This window comes from Bradyrhizobium sp. S3.3.6, from assembly GCF_040546905.1.
Lineage (GTDB): Bacteria > Pseudomonadota > Alphaproteobacteria > Rhizobiales > Xanthobacteraceae > Bradyrhizobium > Bradyrhizobium cytisi.
Genome location: NZ_JBEPOT010000017.1, coordinates 129,723 through 155,204, shown reverse-complemented (window position 1 = coordinate 155,204; position 25,482 = coordinate 129,723). Strand labels below are relative to the sequence as shown.

19 protein-coding genes are annotated in these 25,482 nt (G+C 63.8%); 13 read left to right on the top strand and 6 right to left on the bottom strand.

Annotation, left to right across the window (positions count from 1 at the left end; translation table 11 throughout):
* Positions 1-3: 3 nt before the first annotated feature.
* Together ABID59_RS34500 and ABID59_RS34495 are read right to left on the bottom strand one after the other, a co-directional pair.
* A complete protein-coding gene (locus ABID59_RS34500; protein WP_354086317.1) occupies positions 4-2,199 on the bottom strand; it encodes a hypothetical protein in 2,196 nt (731 codons plus the stop codon).
* A gap of 171 nt (positions 2,200-2,370) precedes the next feature.
* Positions 2,371-3,990 (bottom strand): B12-binding domain-containing radical SAM protein, encoded by a 1,620-nt coding sequence (locus ABID59_RS34495; protein WP_354086349.1) that lies wholly within the window; start codon positions 3,988-3,990, stop codon positions 2,371-2,373.
* A gap of 272 nt (positions 3,991-4,262) precedes the next feature.
* Between ABID59_RS34495 and ABID59_RS34490 the strand changes: the two genes are divergently transcribed.
* From ABID59_RS34490 to ABID59_RS34445, 10 genes are all read left to right on the top strand, one after another.
* Positions 4,263-4,712, top strand: a complete 450-nt coding sequence (locus ABID59_RS34490; protein ID WP_354086316.1) for a (2Fe-2S)-binding protein — start codon at positions 4,263-4,265, stop codon at positions 4,710-4,712.
* An 11-nt stretch (positions 4,713-4,723) separates the two neighbouring features.
* Complete coding sequence (locus ABID59_RS34485) at positions 4,724-6,910, top strand: xanthine dehydrogenase family protein molybdopterin-binding subunit (RefSeq protein WP_148752406.1); 2,187 nt, start codon at positions 4,724-4,726, stop codon at positions 6,908-6,910.
* Positions 6,911-6,954: 44 nt separating this feature from the next.
* Positions 6,955-8,238, top strand: a complete 1,284-nt coding sequence (locus ABID59_RS34480; RefSeq protein WP_354086348.1) for an FCSD flavin-binding domain-containing protein — start codon at positions 6,955-6,957, stop codon at positions 8,236-8,238.
* Entirely contained in the window at positions 8,231-8,680 is a 450-nt protein-coding gene (gene soxX / locus ABID59_RS34475) for a sulfur oxidation c-type cytochrome SoxX (protein ID WP_148752410.1), read from the top strand. Before ABID59_RS34480 ends, soxX begins: the two co-directional genes overlap by 8 nt.
* Positions 8,681-8,688: 8 nt before the next feature.
* Entirely contained in the window at positions 8,689-9,147 is a 459-nt protein-coding gene (locus ABID59_RS34470; RefSeq protein ID WP_354086315.1) for a SoxY-related AACIE arm protein, read from the top strand.
* Positions 9,147-9,464, top strand: a complete 318-nt coding sequence (soxZ, locus tag ABID59_RS34465) for a thiosulfate oxidation carrier complex protein SoxZ (protein WP_354035880.1) — start codon at positions 9,147-9,149, stop codon at positions 9,462-9,464. Before ABID59_RS34470 ends, soxZ begins: the two co-directional genes overlap by 1 nt.
* A complete protein-coding gene (gene soxA / locus ABID59_RS34460) occupies positions 9,461-10,240 on the top strand; it encodes a sulfur oxidation c-type cytochrome SoxA (protein ID WP_354086314.1) in 780 nt (259 codons plus the stop codon). The genes soxZ and soxA overlap by 4 nt, the downstream gene beginning before the upstream one ends.
* Before the next feature lie 75 nt (positions 10,241-10,315).
* Positions 10,316-11,641: an ABC transporter substrate-binding protein gene (locus tag ABID59_RS34455; protein ID WP_354086313.1), complete on the top strand. Its 1,326-nt coding sequence runs from the start codon at positions 10,316-10,318 to the stop codon at positions 11,639-11,641.
* On the top strand, positions 11,638-12,576 hold the full coding sequence (locus ABID59_RS34450) for a carbohydrate ABC transporter permease (RefSeq protein WP_354086312.1): 939 nt from the start codon (positions 11,638-11,640) through the stop codon (positions 12,574-12,576). The genes ABID59_RS34455 and ABID59_RS34450 overlap by 4 nt, the downstream gene beginning before the upstream one ends.
* On the top strand, positions 12,573-13,412 hold the full coding sequence (locus ABID59_RS34445) for a carbohydrate ABC transporter permease (RefSeq protein WP_502916847.1): 840 nt from the start codon (positions 12,573-12,575) through the stop codon (positions 13,410-13,412). The genes ABID59_RS34450 and ABID59_RS34445 overlap by 4 nt, the downstream gene beginning before the upstream one ends.
* 51 nt (positions 13,413-13,463) lie before the next feature.
* Here ABID59_RS34445 and ABID59_RS34440 read toward each other — a convergent pair whose 3' ends face one another.
* Positions 13,464-14,399, bottom strand: coding sequence for an oxidoreductase (locus ABID59_RS34440; RefSeq protein WP_502916846.1), 936 nt, complete (start codon positions 14,397-14,399; stop codon positions 13,464-13,466).
* A 36-nt stretch (positions 14,400-14,435) separates the two neighbouring features.
* Here ABID59_RS34440 and ABID59_RS34435 point away from each other — a divergent pair, with 36 nt between their 5' ends.
* Together ABID59_RS34435 and ABID59_RS34430 are read left to right on the top strand one after the other, a co-directional pair.
* The gene (locus ABID59_RS34435) at positions 14,436-14,987 is read left to right on the top strand and encodes a TetR/AcrR family transcriptional regulator (protein WP_148752422.1); all 552 of its coding nucleotides are present in this window, start codon (positions 14,436-14,438) and stop codon (positions 14,985-14,987) included.
* A 229-nt stretch (positions 14,988-15,216) separates the two neighbouring features.
* Positions 15,217-17,064: a S9 family peptidase gene (locus tag ABID59_RS34430; protein ID WP_354086311.1), complete on the top strand. Its 1,848-nt coding sequence runs from the start codon at positions 15,217-15,219 to the stop codon at positions 17,062-17,064.
* A 51-nt stretch (positions 17,065-17,115) separates the two neighbouring features.
* Here the strand turns inward: ABID59_RS34430 and ABID59_RS34425 are convergent, their stop codons facing one another.
* Positions 17,116-18,783, bottom strand: coding sequence for a regulator (locus ABID59_RS34425; RefSeq protein ID WP_354086310.1), 1,668 nt, complete (start codon positions 18,781-18,783; stop codon positions 17,116-17,118).
* 4 nt (positions 18,784-18,787) lie between these two features.
* Positions 18,788-19,492, bottom strand: a complete 705-nt coding sequence (locus ABID59_RS34420; RefSeq protein ID WP_148752425.1) for a cysteine hydrolase family protein — start codon at positions 19,490-19,492, stop codon at positions 18,788-18,790.
* Between the two features lie 621 nt (positions 19,493-20,113).
* Here ABID59_RS34420 and ABID59_RS34415 point away from each other — a divergent pair.
* Complete coding sequence (locus tag ABID59_RS34415; protein ID WP_354086309.1) at positions 20,114-23,590, top strand: indolepyruvate ferredoxin oxidoreductase family protein; 3,477 nt, start codon at positions 20,114-20,116, stop codon at positions 23,588-23,590.
* Between the two features lie 140 nt (positions 23,591-23,730).
* Here ABID59_RS34415 and ABID59_RS34410 read toward each other — a convergent pair whose 3' ends face one another.
* The gene (locus tag ABID59_RS34410) at positions 23,731-25,458 is read right to left on the bottom strand and encodes an FAD-dependent oxidoreductase (RefSeq protein ID WP_354086308.1); all 1,728 of its coding nucleotides are present in this window, start codon (positions 25,456-25,458) and stop codon (positions 23,731-23,733) included.
* Positions 25,459-25,482: the final 24 nt, after the last annotated feature.

Genomic DNA, 25,482 nt, shown 5'->3' with positions numbered 1-25,482 from the left:
CTCTCACGGCGCCCTCTGCGCGATCGGCCGGCTCACGATCGCTGCCGCGTCGAGCGGCTCGCATGTGATCGTCCGCCGCAGCTTTGGTGGATTGTCCCAACCCGCGGTGTCGCTCAGGGGCTTATACGAGCCGTCCTGCGGCGTCAGAACGACCGGCTCCGATTTCAGGCAGGCATCGGGAAACGCGATGCCGTGTCCGCCGCCTTGCGAGAAATGCCCGACCAGCATCTGCGACGCCTGCATCCGTGCCGCCGGCGAGGCCCGCATCGAACGATCGGGATCGAACGCGCGATAGCATGGCCAGTCGGTATGACCGGGTGCGAACTCATAGGTGATCCTACAAGCCGCGCCGGCCGATTTCACGAACGGCGCATCCGAAGGCGCCGCGGCGTCGCGCTCGAACACCAGGGTCTGCAATGTCAGTGCTTCCGTCGTCGCATCCGGCGAGACCGGCCTGCCGGGATCGATCGCGATTTCACCGCGTGAAAACACCAGCCTGGTCCTGGGTTGAACGTCCCTGGTCTCCAGCACCATCACGGGTCTTGCGGCCCAGGAGCGATCCAGCTCCACGTCGCCGCTGCCCATCGTCAATCGCACGTTGCCGAGAGCCGGGTTGTCCCTGGCGAAATCGATCATGCGGAGGCGCACGGTCTCCTTCGATGCCTCCAGGCTGAGGAAGCGCAGATCGTCGACCTTGCGCGTGATCGGCATCATCGGGTCGAAGCGATCGTCGATATTGAACCGGACGATCTTCTTCAGCTTGGCCGCGGCGGGGCCCTTGGGCGTGGCCGGCGGCGCGACGTCGATCACGAGCAGCGCGCCACCCGGTGAAAAGGTATCGCCGAAGGCGCGCTGCCAGATCGCCGTCAGCGGCGAGCTCGTCCGCTGGTCGACGTCCCGCGCGAAGACGATCTGCTGTCCGGGACGAATGACCGGAAAATTCTGGAACGCGCCGAGCGCCGCGCCCGTGTTGACAGCTTCTCCGGTGAAGTGGATGCATCTGGACCGGTCGTCATGGCCGGATTGTTCGACCGGCCTTGATGCCGAACGCGAGCAGAAGCTGAGATCGTTGTCGACCGTCTTCTGCGGACTGATGGCCGTCGCGTAGATGGGCTCCGGCGCGCCTGGAATTTCCATCGGCAGCGGAGAGGTCGCGAACATGTCGACCTCCACCATGGTCAGCAACGACTCGGCGTCCTTTGAGCACAGATCCCGCCGCGGCAGCGTATTGGTGAGAAGCCGCGCGGCGTCGGCACCAACGATGCAGGACATGGTGTCCTGCGAATTGTTCCGGCTCATCCAGATCAGATGATCCTTGCCCCTGCTGTCGACCAGCAAATGCGGTGCCGCATGATGGCGGCGCGGCGGCAGCCAGATCGGGACGGTTTCCGACAGTATCGGCTCGCGCTTGAGCAGCGCCTCCGGAAGCTTGGTCACGCCCACCGAACGCAGCTCGGCGTCGACCTCGTTCGGATCCTGCGTGTACTCGAACACAGGCAGCTTTCCGCAGGTCATGCAGGTGACGGCGATGTCTGATCGCACGTTCTCGAAGGACAGGATGACCTGATCCGGCTCGTTGCGATATTTGGCGGGATCGACAGCCTTGAACGGATGATCCACGACACGGCTGGCCTGGAAGCCGTCAGAGCGGAACGGATCGGATTCGAACTCGAAATAGGTCGATCGATCCCAGCCGCGAAAGGCGTTGTATCCGCCCATGCTGACGCCTGCCAGGACCATCTTCGAATCGGTCTGGCAGCGCGTCGCGCTTCCGGTCCCGCTGCCATTGCGGATATAAGTGCAGAGCCGGAACGCCGCATTTTGCAGGATGCGATCGCAATCGTTCTGGTTATAGCCGTAGGTGGCGAGGCCGTGGCGATAGCAGAGATCGTGGAAGACGCAGGCCTGTCGGAAGCGCTGCAGGACGAGGTGGCGCCTGCCCTTGTCGTCCCTGCTTCCATCGAAGAAGATGTTGGTCACCGCGGGAAGGCTGCAGTTCAGTCCCTCGCCGCTGCCGCTGATCGTGCTGACGACCTCCGGTCCCGATTCGAAGGAGGTGATGGTGGCGGGCATCTCCCCATCGGTGATATCGTCGACATTCTTGTAGAGGGAGTCGGCGACGAACGAGGGCAGATAGTTCAAGAGCAGAAAGATCACGACGATCGCCGCGACCGCCCCGCCGATCACCTTCCTGGACATGCCGCACTCCGCTAAAGCTATTCTCGTCGCAATATGGCTGATAGGCTCGGAAATTGGCGGGCGTCGCCGCAATCGATGGCGCCCCGGTGTTAACCCGAGGACGATCGCCTCCAGGTTGTCTCGCTGTCAAGCGAGGGGCTCACAATCGCGGCCCTGAATTTGGGAGGGATGTCAGGCCAGATTTCGCGCCACGGTCTCGCCGTCAGCAACGACCGGAGCCGGCATTTGCTCATCCAGCGCGGCGAGGCGCGCGTCGATGGCATCGATGACCTTGCGCGAGAACGGCCCGAGATGCGCATAGGCCGCGATCATCTGCACGGCGATCCGCGCCGATGAGGTGTCGCGCTTGGCGCAATTCATGAAGGTCTGCCAAAGCGGCCCCCGCGCCTCGGGAAGGGCTGTGACTACCTTGTGCACCGTCTCCATCGCCCCGATCCTGGCGCGAATATCGCCCACGGCCAGCTCGGAGCGCTGCCTTGACCGGTCGAGCAGCGTCATCAGGCGATCAATACGGCTTGCATAGGCGGCCGGGCTGTAGATGTGCTCCAGCACCTTCTTGTAGTCCATCAGGATGTCGCGCAACGGCCGCACTGGATCGAAGTTGATCCCGGCCGTGCACTGATCGGCGCCGATGGTCGGCGCCACGTCGTGGCCCGGATGCAGCCGGCCCTCGCGCTCGAGCCGGCGTGTGAGCTGCGTGTTCGGCAACGCATAGAGCAGGCCGACCATGCTGACGGGAATCGCGGCCTCCTCGATGAAATCGATCATCGCGTCCGCCATCGAGACCTTCTCGTTGTCGAAGCCGACGATGAATCCCGCGGTGACGAGCATGCCGGCCGCGTAGATCTTGTGGATGCTCTCGGCGATGTTGCGCCGCGTGTTCTGCTTCTTGCGCATCGCAACCAAGGTGGCGGGATCCGGACTCTCGATGCCGACGAAGATGCCGAAGAAATTGGCCGCCCCCATCAGATCGAGCAGCTCCTGATCGTCGGCGAGGTTGACCGAGGCTTCCGTGGAGAGTTCGAACGGGTAGCCATGGGCGCGCTGCCATTCGGCCAGTTGGGGCAAGAACAGCCGCAGCGACTTCTTGTTGCCGATGAAATTGTCATCGACGAAGTCGAGATGTCCCCGGTAGCCCATCCGGTAGAGCGTCTCGAGCTCGGCCAGGATCTGCTCGTTCGTCTTGGTCCGCGGCACGCGGCCGTAGAGCTCGATGATGTCGCAGAACTCGCAGGTGAACGGACAGCCGCGCGAATACTGCACACCGAGATAGAGATAGTCCTCGAACTTAAGCAGGTCGAACCGCGGCACCGGCGTCTTGGTGACGTCGGCCTGGAATTTCGGCGCGGTGAAAGTGCCGGAACGCGCCCCACCCTCCCAGGCCGCGATGAACTCATCGATGACGCTTTCGGCCTCGCCGAGCACCCGGATGTCGGCCCTCTCATAGATGTGGGGGCTCGAGGTGGGATCGGGGCCGCCGACCACCACCGGCTTGCCCGCCGCGCGGCAGAGCTCGATCAAACGCAGCGTGTCGGCCTGCTGCGGCAGCATTCCCCCGGTGAAGACGACGTCGGCCCAGGCAAGATCCTCGTCGCCGAAGGGCGCCGTATTGCAATCGATCAGCCGGACCGTCCAGCTTTCGGGCAACATTGCCGCGACGGTGATCAGGCCCAGAGGGGCGGCTGGGCGCTTGACGCCCAGCACCTTGCAGGATTCGCCAAAGCTCCAGAAGGACTCTGCCGAGAACAGCGGATAGAGCATCAGCACGTTGCAGGGACTCGGCACGTTCAGGGAACTCCTTCTGTTTCGGGTGCAGTGTAGCAAAGCATTGCCGTCTTGCACCCGATAAAAGGGACAAACTGTCGCTCGTCCCTCAAGCCCCGGCGTCGCCCCAAACCATGTCCGCTGGCGCAGGGAGGCAACACCGCCCGATCCATAATCTTCCCGCGACAGCCAGAATCTTCGGCAGCCACCCCTCAGACTGTTGATTTGAACAGTTCCAGCTTGCCGGACACATTGCGTCCCTGAGTCCATCGGTGGATGGGCCAATCAGGGGACTTGCGATGGCAAACCTAACAATCAACGGAAAAACCCTCACGCTTGACGTCGAGCCGGACACCCCGCTGCTCTGGGCGATCCGCGAAAATGCCGGGTTGACCGGCACCAAATATGGCTGCGGCATTGCACAATGCGGCGCCTGCACCGTGCACATGGACGGTGTCGCCATCCGCTCTTGCGGGATCTCGGTCGCCGAGGCCGAGGGCAAGGCAATCACCACGATCGAGGGGCTCGCCTCGGGCAGCACGCTGCACAAGGTGCAGCAGGCCTGGATCGCCAAGGACGTTCCGCAGTGCGGCTATTGCCAGAGCGGCATGATCATGGCTGTGGCAGCGCTCCTGAACGAGAAGCCGAAGCCGACCGACGCCGACATCGACGAGGCCATCACCAATATCTGCCGCTGCGGCACCTTCCAGCAGGTGCGCGAAGCGATCCACACGATCGCAAGCGCCTGAGGAGCTGGCACATGAACAAGCATGTTTCTCCCAAGATGAACCGCCGCTCCTTCATCATCGGCACCGCCGCTGTCGGCACGGGCCTCGCCATCGGTCTTGATATCCCGTTCGGCGGTCCCGCCGTGGTCCGCGCAGCCGACGGCTCGCCCGAGGTCAACGCCTGGGTCGTGGTCAGGCCCGACGACACCGTGGTGATCCGCATCGCCCGCTCCGAGATGGGCCAGGGTTCGCTCACCGGCCTCGCCCAGCTGGTCGCCGAGGAGCTCGAATGCGACTGGTCGAAGGTCACGACCGAATATCCGACACCCGGCCAGAGCGTCGCCCGCAAGCGCGTCTGGGGCGATTTCTCGACCGGCGGCAGCCGCGGCATCCGGAGCTCGCAGGACTATGTCCGCAAGGGCGGCGCCACCGCGCGTGTGATGCTGATCCAGGCCGCCGCCGACGAGTGGAAGGTGCCGGCCGCCGAATGCACCGTCGCCAAGGGCGTCATCACGCACAAGGCATCGGGCAAGACGACGACCTACGGCAAGGTCGCCGAAGCCGCGGCGAAGCTGACGCCTCCGGCCGACGTCAAGCTGAAGGATCCCAAGGACTGGACCATCGTAGGCAAGGGCCTGCTGCGGCTCGACACCGCAGACAAGACCACCGGCACGATGGTCTACGGCATCGACATCAAGCTGCCGGGCATGCTGAACGCCGCGATCAAGGATTGCCCCGTGTTCGGTGGCAAGGTGAAGAGCTTCGACGAAGCCAAGGTCGACGGCATGAAAGGCGTCAAGAAGGTCGTCAAGGTCGGCGATTCCGCGGTCGCGGTCGTTGCCGACACCTGGTGGCACGCCAAGACCGCGCTGGAAGCGCTACCGATCGTCTGGGACGAGGGCGACAACGCAAAGGTCTCGAGCGAGACGATTGCGAAGTGGCTGGCCGAGGGCCTCGACGACGCACAGCCGGCCTATGTCGGCAACAAGAACGGTGACGTGAAGGCGGCAATTGCCGGCGCCGCGAAGAAGGTCGAGGCCGTCTACAACTATCCCTACCAGAACCACGCCACGATGGAGCCGATGAACGCCACCGCGCTCTACACCGCGGACAAATGCGATGTCTGGTGCGGCACGCAGAATGGCGAGGCGGCCTTCGCCGCAGTGCTGGAGGCCTCGGGCCTGCCGGCGGAGAAGTGCGACGTGCACAAGGTGATGCTCGGCGGCGGCTTCGGCCGGCGCGGCATGACGGACTATGTCCGCCAGGCCGTCGCGATCGCCAAGCAGATGCCGGGCACGCCGATCAAGCTGTTATGGTCGCGCGAAGAGGACATGACGCACGGAAGGTATCATCCGATCACCCAGTGCAAGATGACCGGCGCGTTCGATGCCGACAACAATCTGGTCGCGCTGCACTACCGCCTGTCCGGGCAGTCGATCCTGTTCTCGTTGCGCCCCGAAGCGTTGCAGAACGGCATGGATCCGGCCGCCTTCCAGGGCGTCGCCCAATCCGGCGAGGCCGCGTTCGGCTATTCGGTGCCGAACCTGCTGATCGAGCATGCGATGCGCAACCCGCATGTTCCGCCCGGCTTCTGGCGCGGCGTGAACGTCAATCACAACGCGATCTACATGGAATGCTTCATGGACGAGCTGGCCCATGCCGCAGGCCAGGACCCGCTCGAATTCCGCCGCAAGCTGATGGGCAAGAATCCCAAACATCTGGCGGTGCTCAATGCCGTGGCCGAGAAGATCGGCTGGACAACGCCGGCACCGCAGGGCGTCTATCGCGGCATCGCGCAGGTGATGGGCTATGGCAGCTATGTCGCCGGCGCCGCCGAAATCTCGGTGACGGACGGCAGCAAGATCAAGGTGCTTCGCATCGTCGCCTCCACCGATCCCGGCTACGTCGTCAATCCGGCGCAGGTGGAGCGGCAGATCGCGGGCTCCTTCGTTTATGGCCTCTCGGCGCTGTTCTACGGCGGCTGCACCGTCAAGGACGGCCGCATCGAGCAAACCAACTTCGACACCTTCAACTCGATGCGGATCAACGAGATGCCGAAGGTGGAATCGGTGATGGTGCCGAGCGGCGGATTCTGGGGCGGTGTCGGCGAGCCGACCATCGGTGTTGCAGCGCCTGCGGTGCTCAACGCCTACTTCGCGGCGACCGGCAAGCGTATCCGCTCGGTGCCGCTGCGCGACCAGAACATCAGCTTCGCGTAAGAGAAGCCGCGGCGGCCGTTATGGCCGCCGCGGCACTTGCCGGGATGATCCACATGACCACGCGACCGATGACACGGCGCACTGCCGTGCTCGGCATCACCGCCGCAACCGCGACATTGGCGCGGCCATCGGTCTTGCGCGCGCAATCGACAGGCCGCGTCGTCGTGGTCGGCGGCGGCTTCGGTGGAGCAGCCTGCGCCCGCGCGCTCAAGCGCGCGCAAGGCGACTCGCAAGTCATCCTGATCGAACCCAATGCGGTCTTCACCTCCTGCCCCTTCAGCAACGAGGTGATCGCGGGCCTGCGCGACATCGAAGCGCAGCAGTTTGACTACGACAGGCTAGCTGCCGATGGCGTCACCGTGATCGGCCAGGCCGTGACCGCCATCGAGCCGCAGCTGCGTAGCGTCCTGACGGCCGATGGCGTCGCCCTGCCCTATGACCGCCTCGTGCTCTCGCCCGGTATCGACTTCCATTTCGAAGCCCTGCCCGGCTATGACGAGGCCGCATCGGAAAAGATGCCGCACGCCTGGAAGGCCGGCGCACAGACGCTGCTGCTTCGCAGGCAGCTGGAGGCGATGGACGACGGCGGCACGGTCGCCATCGCGGTTCCCCCCAATCCCTCGCGCTGCCCGCCCGCGCCCTACGAACGTGCCAGCCTGATCGCGCATTATTTGAAGACGCGGAAGCCGCGCTCGAAAGTGCTGATCCTCGATGCCAAGGACGATTTCTCGCAGCAGCGGCTGTTCGAGAAGGCATGGAAGGAGCTTTACGGCGAGACGATCGAGCGCATCGGCCTGTCGCAAGGCGGCCGCGTCACCTCGGTCGATCCCGCGACCAAAACCATCGTCACGGAGTTCGGCAACTACACGCCTGACGTCGCCAACGTCATCCCGCCGCAGCGCGCCGGGCACATTGCCGAGATCGCGGGCGCAACTGACGCCACCGGCTGGTGCCCGATCGATCCTGTGACCTTCGAGTCAAAGCTCGTCAAAAACGTCCATGTCATCGGCGACGCCTGCCTCGGCGGCGGCATTCCCAAATCGGCATCGGCCGCAAACGCACAAGGCAAGGCCTGCGCTGCAGCCATCGTCAACCTGCTCGCCGGCCGTACGCCGGAGGCGCCACGGCTGACCGGCGTCTGCTACAACACCGTCGCACCCGGCTACGGCTTCTCGCTCGCCGGCAACTACCAGCCGAGGGGCGACATCTTTGCCGAGGTCGAAGGCGGCGCGACGAGTCCGGTCGATGCGCCGCGTGAACTGCGCGCCCGCGAGGCGGCCGGGGCGGAACGCTGGTTTCAAACCATCACGGCGGACACTTTTGGCTAGATCGACGGTCCACATCGTTGCCCTGATCGCCAGCCTCGCGCTCGTCTCCAACACGAGCGCCGAGGGACTCGCGCCCTACAAGATTGTCGGCGACGGCATCGCGGAATCGCTCACTGGCTCGCCTGGCGATCCCGCGCGCGGGCGCGCGCTGGTGCTGGCACGCACGACGACCTGTATCCTCTGCCATTCCGGCCCGTTCCCGGAAACGCGGTTTCAGGGCGACCTCGCGCCTGATCTCACCGGCGCGGGGAACCGCTGGACTGTGAGCCAGTTGCGGCTTCGGATGGTGGACGCCTCGCGCTTCAACCCGGACACCATCATGCCGTCCTATTACCGCAACGACGGCCTCGTCCGCGTCGGACGCAATTTCACCGGCAAACCGATACTGTCGGCCGCGGAGATCGAGGACATCGTGGCTTATCTTGCAACACTTCGGAACTAGGACTGGTCATGCCAACGACGCGACGACAATTTCTAACCCTGGCTGGCAGTGTCACGGTCATTCCAATCGTTACATCACGGCCGGTCGAAGCAACGCCCGCGATGCTCAACACGGCCATCCGCAACATCGTCGGCGAGGCGCCAATTCGCACCGGCAAGGTCAAGCTCGACATTCCGCCTCTGGTCGAGAACGGCAACACGGTGCCGATGACGGTCAGCGTCGCGAGCCCGATGACGGCAGACGACTACGTCAAGAGCATCCACGTCTTCAACGAGAAGAACCCGCAGCCGAACATAGGTCATTTCTATCTGAGCCCTTCTTCCGGCCGCGCCCAGATCTCGACGCGGATCCGGCTCGCCGACACCCAGAAGGTGGTCGCGATCGCCCGCCTCTCCGACGGCAGCTTCTGGCAGGTCACAGCGGATATTGTCGTGACGCTGGCCGCCTGCACCGAGGAGGTGAACTGATGGCCGCCCTCATCAACGTCCCCGCAAAGGCCAATCGCGGCGACATCATCGAGATTCGCACGCTGACCTCGCACATCATGGAAACCGGCTTTCGCCACACCGTGGACGGTGCGCTGGTGCCGCGCGACATCATCACGAGCTTCACCTGCCGCTACAACGGCACCGAGATCTTCCGCGCCGATCTGTTTCCGGCCATCGCCGCCAATCCCTATTTGTCCTTCTTCACGGTCGCCAGGGAGAGTGGCAAGTTCGAGTTCGAATGGATCGGCGACAACGGCTATTCGTCCACCGCATCGGCATCGATCACGGTCGAATGAATTTTTGGCGCGCGATAGTGCTGGCGGCGCTGGCCGCCACGGCTCCTGTCCTGCTCGCCGGCGAAATCCCGCCCGACGCGCGCCGCTCCGGCTATTCCTTCATGGGCCCCGATACCCGCGCCATGCAGGATGACGACAGCTCCAATCCGGGCATGCTGTTCGTGCTCGACGGCGAGGCGCTGTGGACGAAGAAGGCGGGCAGCGCGCACAAGGCGTGCGCGGACTGCCATGGCGATGCGCGAAGCAGCATGAAGGGCATCGCGGCCCGCTATCCCGCCTTCGACAAGGCGCTCGCGCGCCCCGTCACGCTCGACCAGCGCATCAACCTCTGCCGCGCCAATCATCAGCAGGCAGCACCGCTGCCCTACGAGAGCCGCGACGTCCTGGCGCTGTCTGCCTTCGTTGCCCACCAATCGCGCGGCGTCGCAATCACCGCAGGCGACGATCCACAACTCAAGCCTTTCGTCGAACAAGGCCGCAATCTCTTCATGCAGCGCGAGGGTCAGCTCAACCTGGCCTGCACCAATTGCCACGACGACAACTTTGAGAAGCGCCTCGCGGGCTCGCCGATCACGCAAGCGCAGCCGACCGGCTATCCGCTCTATCGGCTGGAATGGCAGACGCTGGGATCGCTGGAGCGGCGCCTGCGCAGCTGCATGACCGGTGTCCGCGCCCAGGCTTATGACTACGGCGCGCCCGAACTGGTGGCGCTCGAGCTCTATCTGATGTCGCGGGCGCACGGAATGCCGATGGAAACGCCAGCGGTGCGACCGTAACGCCCAAATTAGGGCTAGGCAGGCGTGGAACGGTCGCTAGTATCCCCCCAAATTGAGTCACAGGGAGGAACTAAAGTGGCTGACCACAAAATCTCGCGCCGTACGCTTTTGACCGGCACAGCCGCAGCTGGCGCGCTCAGCCTGACGGGATTGCCGGCGCGCGCCGAGGTGAACTGGAAGAAATATGCCGGGACCAAGCTGGAGGTGATCCTCGCCAAGGGACCGCGCGGCGATAACTTACAAAAATACGTCAAGGAATTCACCGAGCTCACCGGTATCCAGGTCGAGGCCGAGCAGATTCCCGAGCAGCAGCAGCGCCAGAAATGCGTCATCGAGCTCACCTCGGGCCGGCCGAGCTTCGACGTGGTCCATATCAGCTATCACGTGCAGAAGAGGCAGTTCGAGAAGGCTGGCTGGCTCGCCGACATGACGCCATTCATGAAGGATCCGACGCTGACCGCGCCCGACCTGGTCGAGAGCGATTTCTCGGCTGCCGGCCTGCAATACGCCAAGAACGACAAGGGCCAGATGCTGTCGCTGCCCTGGTCGGTCGACTATTTCATCCTCTACTACAACAAGGAGCTGTTCCAGAAGAAAGGTGTTGCCGTCCCCAAGACCCTCGATGAGATGGTTGCGGCCGCGGAGAAGCTCACCGACACCAAGGAAGGCACCTTCGGCTTCGTCGGGCGAGGCTTGCGTAATGCCAACATGACGTTGTGGACCAACTTCTTCCTCGACTACGGCGGCGAATTCCTCGATGCCAAGGGCAACATCCTGACGGACGGCCCCGAAGCCATCGAAGCGACCAAGCTCTACCAGACGCTGCTGACGAAAGTTGCCCCTCCTGGCGTGGCCGGCTTCAACTGGATGGAGTCGATGGCGTCGTTCACGCAAGGACGTTCGGCGATGTGGATCGACGGCGTCGGCTGGGCGCCGCCGCTGGAAGATCCGGCCGCCTCACGCGTGGTCGGCAAGGTCGGCTACACCGTGGTCCCGGCCGGACCGAAGGGGCAGTATTCGGCCACCTACGGCGACGGCGTCGGTATTGCCGCGGCGAGCAAGAACAAGGAGGCGGCCTATCTGCTCTGCCAATGGATCGTCTCGAAGCAGCAGGGCGCCCGGCTGCTCCAGGCCGGCGGTGGTGTCCCGTTCCGCAACTCGATCCTTGGCGATGCCGAGGTCCAGAAGGGCGTGAAGATGCCCAAGGAATGGCTGCAGTCGGTGATCGATTCCGGCAAGATCAGCAAACTTGGTCTTCCCGTCGTGATCCCGGTCGCCGAATTCCGCGACATCGTCGGCGCGGCGATCACCGCGACCCTGTCCGGCGCCGATCCCGCGACTGAGCTGAAGAAGGCAAACGATCAGTTCCGGCCGATCCTGGAGCGTAGCGAAAAGGCGTGAGTGTATTGACACAATCGACTCCGGGCGCGGCACAGTCTGCTGCCGCGCCGGAGAAGGAATTGCGACCGCCATCCTATTGGCCGTTCGTGGTGCCGGCGCTGGTCGTCGTGCTCGCCATCATCATCTTTCCGTGGGTCTTCACCATCTGGATGAGCCTGAACGAGTGGAAGGTCGGTTCGCCGACCACCTTCGCCGGATTCTCCAACTATCTGCGGCTGACCAGCGATCCTCGCTTCATCGAGGCGATCGGACATACGCTGGTCTACACCGTGCTGTCTGTGGTGTTGCCGCTCGTGTTCGGCACATTCGCGGCCGTGGTGTTTCACCAGAAATTCGCGGGACGCGGCTTCCTGCGCGGTGTCTTCATCATGCCGATGATGGCAACGCCCGTGGCGATCGCACTGGTCTGGACCATGATGTTTCACCCGCAGCTCGGCGTGCTGAACTATCTGCTGTCGCTGGTCGGCATCCCTCCGCAGCTCTGGGTGTTTCACCCGGCAACGGTGATCCCCTCGCTGGTGCTGGTCGAGACCTGGCAATGGACGCCGCTGGTGATGCTGATCGTGCTCGGCGGCCTCGCCGCGATCCCGACCGAGCCTTACGAGAGCGCGCAGATCGACGGCGCGAACCTGTGGCAGGTGTTCCGCTTCATCACCCTGCCGCTGATCATGCCATTCCTGTTCATCGCCGGCATGATCCGCATGATCGACGCCGTGAAGAGCTTTGACATCATCTTCGCGATCACGCAGGGCGGACCGGGCTCGGCCTCGGAGACGATCAACATCTATCTCTACAGCGTTGCCTTCTCTTATTACGACCTCGGCTACGGCTCGGCGATCGCGGTCGTGTTTTTCCTGCTGATTGTCCTGCTTGCGGCGGTGATGCTCTACGCGCGCCAGCGCATGCTGTGGACCGAGATCGCGAGCGACGCATGACCCCAGGTCAGATCAACCCAAGGCAAATCATCGGCAAGATCAGCCTGTGGTTCGCGGTACTGGTCATCGTGTCGCCGGCAATCCTGTTCTTCCTCTGGATGGTGTCGCTCTCGCTCAAATTCGAGGTCGACAACGCCGCCTACCCGCCGGTCTTCGTCCCCGAGCATTTCGCCTGGAAGAACTATGCCGACGTGGTCGCCTCCAATCGATTCGTGACCTATTTCTTCAACAGCCTGATCGTGACTGGAAGCGCGACGGCGCTCGCGCTGATCGTCGGAGTCCCCGCCGGTTACGGCATCGCGCGCATGGCCGCGCATAAATCCGCGATCGTGATCCTGATCGCCCGCATCACGCCCGGCCTGTCCTACCTCATCCCGCTGTTCCTGCTGTTCCAGTGGCTGGGACTGCTCGGCACGCTGGTGCCGCAGATCATCATTCATCTCGTGGTGACGGTACCGATCGTGATCTGGATCATGATCGGCTATTTCGAGACGACTCCGCTGGAGCTGGAGGAAGCCGCGCTGATCGACGGCGCCACGCGCTGGCAGGTGTTCCGCCACGTCGCGCTGCCGATTGCAAAGCCCGGCATCGCGGTCGCCTTCATCCTCGCGGTGATCTTCTCCTGGAACAATTTTGTGTTCGGCATCGTGCTGGCCGGACGCGAGACCCGCACCCTGCCCGTCGCCGTCTACAACATGATCTCGTTCGACCAGCTGAGCTGGGGACCGCTCGCCGCCGCTGCGCTGATCGTCACTCTCCCGGTGCTGCTGCTCACGGTATTCGCCCAGCGGCAGATCGTGGCCGGGCTCACGGCAGGTGCGGTCAAGGGCGGGTAACCGCTCCTCACCCAGCGATACGATGCTGACGCTTGTTCCGGCCGCATGCCGTCAAAAGGCTCGCGCCGCGCGGGGAGGCTGCGATGCGGCTACCACATCGAGCCGCAGATCCTTTCGAATCCCGGCGTCCACCAGACCGGCTGGCGCAAACCTGCGAAGGAGCCGCAGGCGGTTCGCGAGCTTGCCCGCCGCATACCGGACTTTCGGCTGCGCCGCGCTGGCCGCCTTCAGAACGGTCTCGGCCACGACGGCAGGGAGCTCGGCCGTTGCCATCACCTCGTTCACCCGCTTGATGACGCCCGCGCGAGACTCGCGATACTCGTCGAGCTTGGCATCCGGCTCCATGAAGTTCGCATCGAATGGCGTCTTCGTGTACGCTGGCTCGATGACCGAGACCCGGATGCCGCGCGTGCGCAGCTCATGGTCGAGCGATTCCGAATAGCCTTCCACCGCGTGCTTGGTCGCAGCATAGAGCGCGCCATAAGGCATCGGTAGAAAGCCAAGCACGGAGCCGATGTTGATGATGCGACCATTCCCTTGGCGTCGCATGTGAGGCACGACAGCGCGCGTCATCCTTACCAGTCCGAAGAAATTCGTGTCGAAAATCGATCGAGCCTGATCCATCGAGCTCTCTTCCGCTCCGGCAGGGGCAACACCGAAGCCGGCGTTGTTCACGAGCAGATCGATGCGGCCCTCGCGCTGCATCACTTCGCCGACGGCGGCTTCAACGGATTCATCGCTGGTCACATCGAGGGCCAGCATCTCGAACGACCGCCTGCCGGCCTGTGCGCCTCGTCTGCTGGTGCCGTAGACCTTGTAGCCGGCTTTCGCGAGCCGCTCCGCTGTGGCTTCGCCGATGCCTGATGAGGCGCCGGTAACAAGCGCGATCCTTGTGTTGGTCGTATTCACGAGCTTCTCCTGTGAGGGTGCCAGCCCCGAACGATTTTGATTACGGTCGTAACTATTGATGTAAATGACGATCGTCATTATGATTGTCAAGACCCGGGACCAAGGATCTGTGACATGCGCGTTTCAAAGGAACAGGCGGCCAAGAATCGCGAGCGCATTCTCGATGCCGCCTCCCGCCTCATGCGAGAGCGAGGCATCTCCGGCATGGGTGTCGACGCGCTGGCCGACGCTGCCGGGATGACCCATGGCAGCATGTACAGTCAGTTCGGCTCCAAGGAACGGCTTGTCGAAGAAGCGGTGGCTCACGCCGTTGTCGGCAAAGAGCGAGAAATACCCGACGGATTTGCGCTCGGGGACTATTTTTCCGAGTACCTCTCGGCGGGACATCGCGACAAACCGGGAAGCGGTTGCCCTTTCGCAGCCCTGTGTTGTGAGATGCCGCGCCAAAGTGGCGGCGTGAGAGAACGTTTCACAGCCGGAGTGCGGCGCATGATCGGGCTGCTGAGTGCTCGAATGGCCTCAACGCTAAAGCCGCGGCAGCGCGAAGAGAAGGCGCTCGCGACGGCCGCCTCCCTGATCGGAGCACTCGTGCTCGCCCGGGCCGTGAACGATCCCAAGCTGTCGGACGACATTCTTCGCGCGACCAGAAATCAGTTAGGCGATTGATCGCACCTAGTAGCGCCGCCGACGTTTCTACGTGGAGTTGACGGACGGTCCGCGCGCCCGTATGCGACACATCGTAGCGCTACCATACGTGACAACAAAGGCATAAACTGCGCTGGTTGTGCACACGAACGCGATAGAGACGCCAATGTCAGCTCGCCCCCTGATTCCGCGCCGGAAGCTGTTTGGTAATCCCACATACGTTGGAGCCAAGCTATCGCCGGATGGTCGATTGCTGTCCTGGCTTGCTCCCGTCGACGGCGTTCTGAACGTCTGGGTGTCACCGGTCGACAGCATCGCCGCAGGACAGCCAGTGACGCGCACCCGAGGCCGACCAATCAACTGGCAGACCTGGAGCCCGGATGGTCGCTACATCATGTTTCTCAACGACGAGAACGGGGACGAAAACCTGCATTTGTTCGTGGTCGATCCCCACACGCTGGAGCTTCGGGATCTGACGCCATTCGCAAACGTCCGGGCGCTTCCAACCTACTGGTCGCACGTCGTGCCGGACAAGATCGCGGTCAATCTCAACGATCGCGACCCGCGATGGCACGACACCTTTCTGCTCGATCTGGCAAGCGGCGAGCGTTCTCTGATCTGGGAAAATCGTCAGGAGTTCGACTATGTCGGGCTCGACTGGCAGCTGAGGCCGCGCCACGCCCGGAGCAACGCGGCCGACGGAGGTACGCGGCTTTGGCGCCTCGAGCGTGGGACGGCGACGCATTGGCGCGACGTCCCGTTCGAGGCCTACACAAGTACACGGCTCTGGACGTTCGACGCCGGATGTAACCACCTCCACATGAGCTCGAGCCTGGAGCAGGACAAGTCGGCACTGCTGCGGATCGACTGGTCGACCGGCGAAGAGCGCGTCCTGTATCAAAGCAACCGCGCCGACGTGACGGGTGCCATCTTCAATACCAGAACCTTCGAACCGGAAGCGGTTTGCATCGACCCCGGCCGGCAGGAATGGGCGGCTTTAACGCCAACAGTTGCAGGCGAGCTCGATCTGATCAGGGCGCGACTGCCGGACCACGCATTTCACGTCGAAAGCCAGAGTGATGATGGCCGGCAATGGATCGTGGCGGGCCACGCGCCAGATCAGCCCGTCACATATCATCTGCTTGACCGCGATAGGCAGACCATCACCGAGCTATTCACGGCGCGGCCCGAGCTAAGACCCTACCGCCTCGCACCGATGCAGGAAGTTCAGGGCAAGTCGCGCGACGGACTCACGCTCGTCTCCTACCTGACGCTACCGGCGGATATCGAGGGCGACCGCCCGCCCCGGCCGCTGCCGATGGTCCTCATCGTCCACGGTGGTCCGTGGGGCCGGGACATCTACGGCTATCGCAGGGATCACCAATGGCTGGCCGATCGTGGCTACGCCGTGCTTTCGGTCAACTATCGGGGATCGACGGGTTTCGGCAAGGCGTTCGTCGCGGCAAGCGAGAAAGAGCACGCGCGCAAGATGCATGACGACCTCATCGACATGGTCGATTGGGCAATTGCCGAGGGCATCGCGCAGAAGGACAAGATCGCGATTTTCGGCCTGTCCTACGGTGGACTGGCCTCGTTCGTCGGCGCGACCTTCACGCCGGACGTGTTCTGCTGTTCCGTACCGGTCGTAGGCATCTCCAACCTGCAAACGCTGCTGGAATCCATGCCGCCCTATTGGGCCGGCTTCGCTGAATTCATGTATCGCAGTTACGGCGATCCCCGCACTGAGGAAGGCCGCAAGCTGCTGGCCGAACGCTCGCCGATCAACAAGGTCGACAACATCAAGAAGCCCATGCTGATCTTTCATGGCGCCAACGACGTTCGCTGCAAGATTGCGGAAAGCGACACCATCGCGGCGGCCATGCAGGCGAAAAAGATTCCCGTGACCTACATCGTCTATCCCGATGAGGGACACGGATTTCAGAGGCCGCCGAACCAGCTCTCCCATCTCGCAATTGCCGAAGCGTTCTTTGCACGGCATCTGGGCGGCGCCTGCGAGCCCGTCGGCGAGGATTTCAATGGATCCAGTCACGAGGTTCGTGCCGGGGCCGATATCCTGTCCGATCTGGGCCTGGCCTGAAAAAGCGGCCGGGCGACATGGTCACCCGGCCGCGATCAATGCCGGCTAAAGCTACTCCGCCGGCGCGGCGTGCATTTCCGGATGAGAGGCATAATGCTCGGTGGTGCCGAGCTTGCTGGCCGTGAACAGGCCGGCCGCCATCACGGCATAGGCGAACGCCACCGCAGGCGTCACGCCGAAGCCGCCGCCGATGCCGACGGCTTCGCCGTGCATGAAGCCGAAATAGGTCAGTACCGCGCCAACGAGCGCGAAGGCTGACGCCTTTTCGAAATCGCGCTCGATGATAAAGACGCCGATCGCACCGAGGATGAGGCCACCAAGGATGGAGCCGCCGCCCATCACTTCCAGCCCGTGATAGAACACGCCCTGCTGCGGCAATGCGGCGATCGCTGCGGTCTTGACCGCGTCGGCCTTGTCGGCGGCCATCCCGCCAACCGTTGCTGCGGCCGTCATGGTCGAGCCCAGCATGGTGTCGATCTGGAGCTTGGCCCAGGCGGCGAGATGCGGGGTCAGCGCCAGCACGATCGCCGGCGCGTGCTTGACCGGCGTGGTCTGAAACGCCTGCGCACCGATCAGCATGCCGATATAGAGCAGGATCGGCGAGATCGCGACCACCGGCACCAGCGCCAGCAGCACCGAGATGATGCCGAACCAGGCCAGCACCACCACCATGATGCCGGTCGCAGCCGAATAGCCGATGCGGCCGCCCATCGCCTTCCAGCCGGGATGGCCGATATAGACGGCGTTGATGAAGGGATTGCCCATCAGGCAGCCGATCAGGCTGACGATGCCGTCGGCGGTCAGCACGCGCGTGGTCGGATATTCGTCACCGGCCGCTTCAGCGCTCTCCACATTGTCCATCGCCTCGACCAGGTCATAGATTCCGAACGGAATGGCGGTAACGAGGATGACGCCGAGATATTCGAAGCCGGAGAAGACATAGCCTACCGCCGGGATCGGCACCGAGAAGCCGAAATTGGAGAAGGCAGCCCCCACGCCCGCGATGCTCAATCCGCCGAGGCCGAGCCCGAACAGATTGGAGCCCCAGGCGATGATCATGCCGGCCGCAATGGCGACGAGACCCGCAGGAATGCCTTTCGGATACTTCACACCACCAAACCAGCTCACCAGGATGATGGCAAAGCAGACCAGGCCGATCTGCGGCGTCATGTACATCTCGAGCGCAGGCCGCATCGAGATGAAGGTGACGGAGACGCCGGCAAGCGTGCCGAGCAGCGCTGCGCGCGGCGTGATCTTGCGAATGAACGGCGCGACGAAGCCGCCGATCATGAGGATGAAGCTCTGGAAGAACACCCAGACCAGGCCGGCCGACCAGCCCTTGAGCGGATCGCCGGTCTTGAGCGTGATCGGCAGCATGATCACGAAGGTGACGATGAACATGTGCGGCACGCTGACACCCGAGGGCAGCGCGCAGACGTCGCTGCGGCCGGTCTTCTGCGCCAGGCGATAGGCAAGGAAGGCGTAATAGAAAGTCGACAGGCACATCATCAGCCCGAGCGCGGGCAGGATGCGGCCGAATACGAGACTGTCCGGCATCTTCAATACGAAACGCAGCAGGCCCGTGAGCACCAGCATGTTGACGAGGATATTGGTGCCGAAGCCGAAAAACGCGTTCCAGTCGCCCGATGTCCATAACGCCGGCTTGAACTCGGGCTTGTTCAAATCGGACTTGCCGGCCGTCCCCGTCAATGTGCTCATCATATTACCCCTGTGTGGTCGAAGTCTTCATCGCCTCCAGTACTGCAGCTGAGTCAGCTACCCAGCCGAAGATGCCGCCCTGGGCCTTGATCATCTTCAGGCCCATCTCGTGAAACTCGGGGAAGTAGGATGCGCAACCGTCCGAGATGACGACGCAGCGATAGCCGCGGTCATTGGCCTCGCGCACGGTGGTGTTGACGCACACTTCGGTGGTGACGCCGCACACCAGAAGATTCTCGATGCCATATTGCTCCAGCACATCGGTGAGCTCGGTGGCGTAGAACGCGCCCTTGCCGGGCTTGTCGATGATGACCTCGCTGTCGAGCGGATAAAGCTCCGGGATGATGTCGTGACCGGCTTCGCCACGAATAAGAATGCGGCCCATCGGACCGGGATCGCCGATCCGCAAGGACGGTGCGCCGCGCTCGACTTTCGCCGGCGGCGCATCGGAGAGATCGGGCAGATGGCCCTCTCGGGTGTGAACCACCAGCATGCCGGTGTCGCGCGCAGCCTTCAGCACCGCGCCGATCGGCTTCACGGCGCGCGCGAGCTGACTGACGTCGTTGCCGAGCGTTTCACCGAAGCCACCGGGCTCCATGAAGTCGCGCTGCATGTCGATGATCACGAGCGCGGTGCTCGCCCAGTCGAGCTGGATCGGCTCGGGTTCGGCGCTGATGACGCCCAGTGTCGGCTTGGTTGAGCTCAACATGACTCAAGGCCCCCGCGAGAACTCTCTTTGCCAGGAGTTCTGCAAGCGCCGTGCCATTGTGTACAATTGCGATTGAACGCGCAGCGTAGAGAAATTCGCTGCGCTATCAGAATGTTATCGGATGAGATCGTCTCTGCTTATTCGCTGTGCGACGGCTTTGCGACGTGCATTTGCTCAAAGGATGAGCGCTCTCCGTCGTCATTCCGGGGCGACGCATAAGCGTCGAGCCGGAATCCATCGGGCCGCAATATATGAGGCGAAATGGATTCCGGGCTCACCACTTCGTCGCGCCCCGAATGACGAGCGGAGAGTGTGGCGCTGCCACCCCACCCCAAACAGCTACCGATGTTTTTCCTCATACGCCTACGAATCCTTCAGCGTCGCCATATTGCGCAACATCGTCGCGACAAACGTCCTTGCCTTTGTCGAACGCGCGTCTTCACCCCCGGGGCTTCTGTACGGCGCCTGCCACAAGCCATGACGAGCGGGAGCGCCACGGATGCGGCCAGCGATATTGACTTCACCGGTCCATGCTTTTGACTGCGACCAGCTGCTTCGCAACCGAAATTCCCTCCCGCAGCGCACACCCTCGCCGGACCAAGAAAAGCAAGGACTTTCGAAATGACGCTGATGCAGGTCGAGCTGGACGACAAGTACCGGCTCGAATCGAAGCGGATCTTCCTGTCCGGCACCCAGGCCTTGGTCCGCCTGCCCATGCTGCAGCGCGAACGCGACCGACTCCAGGGGCTCAACACCGGCGGCTTCATCTCCGGCTATCGCGGTTCCCCGCTCGGCATGTACGATCATGCGCTGTGGCGCGCGAAGTCGCACCTCCAGCAGCACGACATCGCCTTCGTCCCCGGCCTGAACGAGGATCTGGCGGCGACCGCCGTCTGGGGCAGTCAACAGGTCGGCCTGTTTCCCGGCGCCAAGGTCGATGGCGTATTCGGCATCTGGTACGGCAAGGGCCCCGGCGTCGACCGATCGGTCGACGCGCTCAAGCACGCCAATGCGGCCGGTACCTCGCTCAATGGCGGCGTGCTCGCGCTCGCCGGCGACGACCACGGCTGCCAGTCCTCGACGCTGGCGCATCAGAGCGAGCAGGTGTTCGCAGCAGCCCTGATCCCCGTGATCAATCCGGCAACGCTGCAGGATTATCTCGATCTCGGCCTCTATGGCTTCGCGCTGTCGCGCTTCTCCGGCTGCTGGGTCGGCTTCAAGGCGATCAGCGAGACCGTGGAAAGCTCGGCCTCGATTGACAGCGATCCCGCGCGCATCCAGATCAGGCTCCCCGATGATTTCGAGATGCCGCCCGGCGGCCTCAACATCCGCTGGCCCGATCCGCCGCTGGACGCCGAGCGGCGGTTGTTCGGCCCCAAGATGGCCGCGGTGCAAGCCTTTGCCCGTGCCAACCAGCTCGACCGCATCGTGCTCGATTCAAAGCCCGCGCGGCTCGGCATCGTCGCGACCGGCAAGGCCTATCTCGATCTGCGCCAGGCGCTGGCCGACTTGGGGATCACCGACAAGGACGCGCAGGATCTCGGCCTTCGCATCTACAAGGTCGCACTGACCTGGCCGCTGGAGGAAAGCGGCGCCAGGCGTTTCGCCGAAGGCCTTCAGGACGTGCTGGTGGTCGAGGAAAAGCGCGGCTTCATCGAAGACCAGCTGATGCGCATCCTCTACAACATCGATGCGTCCCGGCGTCCGACCGTCACGGGAAAACGCGACGAGAGCGGCGCGCCGCTGCTGCCGAGCGAAGGCGAGCTGACGCCGACCATCGTTGCGGGCGCGCTGGTGGCGCGGCTGCGCAAGCTCGGTCATCACAGCCCGGTGCTGGAGCAGCGTCTCGCCCGGCTGGAGGCCTTCGACAATCCCGTCACCGCCACCACGCAGATCAAGCTCGCGCGCACGCCGTTCTTCTGCTCGGGCTGCCCGCACAACACGTCGACGCGTGTGCCCGAGGGCAGCCGCGCCATGGCCGGCATCGGCTGCCACGGCATGGCCCTGAGCATGCCGACCCGCCGCACCGACCTGATCTCGCACATGGGCGCCGAGGGCGTGAACTGGATCGGCCAGTCGCCCTTCACCACCGAGAAGCACATTTTTCAGAATCTCGGCGACGGCACCTATACGCATTCCGGGCTCCTCGCCCTTCGCGCGGCATCGGCCGCCGGCATCAACATCACCTACAAGATTCTCTACAACGACGCCGTCGCGATGACGGGCGGCCAGCCGGCCGAGGGCGCCTTTAACGTCGCACAGATCGCGCACCAGGTCTGGGCCGAGGGCGTCAAGCGCCTTGCGATCGTCTCGGACGATCCGAGCAAATATCCCGACGGCAATTACTTCCCGCAAGGCGCGACCATCCATCACCGCCGCGAGCTCGATGCCGTGCAGCGCGAGCTGCGCGACATCACGGGCCTCACGGTCGTGATCTACGATCAGACCTGCGCCGCGGAAAAGCGCCGCCGCCGCAAGCGCGGTCTCTATCCCGATCCCGCCAAGCGCGCCTTCATCAACGAGCTCGTCTGCGAAGGCTGCGGCGATTGCTCACAAGCGTCCAACTGCGTCTCGGTGCAGCCGCTGGAAACCGAGTTCGGCCGCAAGCGCCAGATCGACCAGTCGAACTGCAACAAGGACTTTTCCTGCGTCGAGGGCTTTTGCCCGAGTTTTGTCACCGTGCATGGCGGTTCACTGAAGCGCGTGAAGACGTCGGCGGTGGATTCAGGCCAGATGTTCGCCGATTTGCCGCTGCCGCCCGCGCGTGAACTCGAAGGCCCCTACAACATCCTCGTCACCGGCATCGGCGGCACCGGCGTCATCACCATCGGCGCCCTGCTCGGCATGGCCGCTCATGTCGACGGCCGCGGCTGCTCGGCGCTGGATTTCACCGGCCTGTCGCAGAAGAACGGCGCCGTGATGAGTCATGTCCGTATCGCACAGAGGCCGGAGGACATTTCCGCGGTCCGTATCACCACCGGCGGCGCGGACGTCATCCTCGGCTGTGACATGATCGTCTCGGCCGGCCCCACCGCGCTGAGCCGCGCCGAGCGCGGGGTGACCAAGGCCTATATCAACGCCGACCTGCAGCCGACCGCCAGCTTCGTGCAAAACCCCGATCTCGATTTCGAGATGGGCACGATGCAGACCGTGCTGCGCGACGCCATCGGCGACAAGAACCTCGACATCATCGACGCGACGGGCGTCGCCGCGGCGCTGATGGGCGACAGCATCGCGACCAATCCCTTCATGCTCGGCTTCGCCTTCCAGAAGGGCGCGATCCCGCTGTCGCTGGAGGCCCTGCTCCGCGCCATCGAGATCAACGGCGCCGCGATCGAGATGAACAAGCTCGCCTTCACCTGGGGACGGCTGGCCGCCCACGACATGTCGCGCGTGCGCAGCGTGCTCCAGTTCAAGAGCCGGGCGAGCGCGCCGACGAAGTCGCTCGACGACATCATCGCGACCCGGGCGGAGTTTTTGACCGGCTATCAGAACAAGGCCTATGCGGATCGCTATCTCGCGGCCATCGCCAAGGTACGCAAGGCGGAAACGGCTACCTCGCCCGCGTCCACGGAGCTGACCGAAGCGGTCGCAAAAAACCTGTTCAAGCTGATGTCCTACAAGGACGAGTACGAGGTCGCGCGGCTCTACACCGACGGCAGTTTTGCCAGGAAGGTGTCGGAGAAATTCGACGGTGACTTCACGCTGAAGTTCCATCTGGCGCCGCCGATCTTCGCGCAGCGTGACAAGACGACCGGGCATCTGCAGAAGAAGGAGTTTGGCGGCTGGATGATCCACGCCTTCCGCGTGCTGGCGAAGCTCAAGTTTTTGCGAGGCGGCGCGTTCGATCCGTTCGGCCGCACCGAGGAGCGGCGGGCGGAGCGCAAGCTGATCGAGGAATATCTGTCGATGATTGATCAGCGGACAGCCGGCCTGCAGGCGGAGGAAATTCCGCTGCTGGCGAGGCTTGCCCGCGTGCCGGAGACGATCCGCGGCTTCGGCCATGTCAAGGAGGCGAACGTCAAGCTGGCTGCGGCCGAGAAGGCGCGGCTCGAGGCCGAGCTGGAGAACAGCCGTTTCGCTGCGGCGGCGGAGTAACGACGAGAGGGGCAAGCCCTCTGCTCGTCATTGCGAGGAGCCCTTGCGACGAAGCAATCAAGACTGCCACGTGGAATGATTCCTGGATTGCTTCGCTGCGCTCGCAATGACGGAGATTGTGGATACAGCGGAGATAACGATCAGAGGGATAGCTTGGCAGCACGCGTCGCCGTCACCACACCCCCCTCCGCCAGATGTCGTCCCGCGATATACCCGAACGTCAGCGCCGGCCCGAGCGTGATGCCCGGCCCGGGATAATTCCCATTCATGATCGAGCCCATGTCGTTGCCGCAGGCGTAAAGGCCCGCGATCGGCGTGCCGTCCGCGCGCAGCACGCGCGCCTGCGCGTCCACCTTCATGCCGATGGCGGTGCCGAGATCGGCCGGGTAGATGCGCATCGCGAAGAATGGCGCATGGTGGATCGACGCGACGCAAGGGTTTGGCTTATTGCTGATATCGCCGAGGTGCCGCTGGTAGATGGTGCTGCCACGGCCGAATTCGGGATCGCGGCCCTCCTTCGCGCCGGAATTGTAGCTCGCGATCGTCGCACTCAGCACAGACGGCTTGATGCCGATCTTCGCCGCGAGCTGCGCGATATCAGGCGCCTCGATCAACTCGCCGCTCGCGATATAGCGCCTGGTACCACGCGCAAATGGCTTGATGCGGCCGAGGCCATAGCTCCACAGGAACTGACGGTCGCAGATCAGATAGAACGGCCGATCCGGCTCGCCATTGCCATCGCGCAGCATGGCGAGCACGAACTCATGGTAGGACAGCGCCTCGTTGACGAAGCGTCGCCCCGCCGCGTTGACGGCGATCACGCCGGGCTTGGCGCGGTCCGTCACGGTATGCGGAAAGACGCCGCGGCTGCCGTCGTCACGGCGGAACAGCGAAGCAGGTACCCAATAGGCCGGGCTGGTCGCCTCCGTGTTGAGCGCAGCACTGGCCGTCATCGCGAGCCGAAGCCCGTCGCCTGTACCTGCTGTGCTGGTCGCCGAGACGAAGCCGGCCGCAGGCGGGAAAAAGCGCTTGCGCAACGCGGCGTCGTGCGAAAAGCCGCCGGTCGCCAGCACGACACCTCGCCTCGCTGCGATGGAGCGATCGCGTGAGCCATGGCGAATGACCACGCCGCTGACTCGATCGCCCTGCACCGACAAATCCTCGACATCGGCGCTGAAGAGGATCTCGACCTGCCGCGCCAGCAGCGACGCATAGAGCCGCGCCGCAAGCGCATTGCCGAGATGCAATGTCGTGCCGCGGGGCCAGCGCAGCCGCTGCAGCGCATACTCCGAGACCAGCCGCGCCGCACGCAAGGTCGAGCGCAGCGATTTTCCGATCCGGCGCAGATGCCGGATGTCGAGGCGATTGACCATCATCCCGCCGAACAGCGTGAACTCCGGCAATGGCGCACGCAGCCGCGCGAAATGCGCGCCCAGCCGGGTGCCGTCGAACGCAACTGGCTCCAGCACGCGTCCGCCCGGCGTCGCACCGAGCCGCTCCGGATAAAAGTCCGGATAGGCTTTCACCGGCTGCAGGCGAACTTCCGTGTTGGCTTCGAGATAGGCAACCGCCTCTGGCCCACGCGCAAGGAAGGCAGCGCGCAGGCCCGCATTAGCGGGCTCCGGCACCGTGCTCGACAGATACCGAACGGCATCCGTGATGCTGTCGGCGAGCCCCGCCTCCTTCATCCTGGCATTGGCAGGGATCCACACCATGCCGCCGGACCACGCGGTCGTGCCACCGACAAAGGCGGTCTTCTCGATCACCAGCACGTGCAACCCTTCGGCGGCGGCAACCGCCGCAGCGGTCATGCCGCCGGCACCGGCGCCGATGACAATGACGTCGTAGGTCTCATGCGCCGGCATCATGCGGCTGGGGTGCGGAGGCGAGGC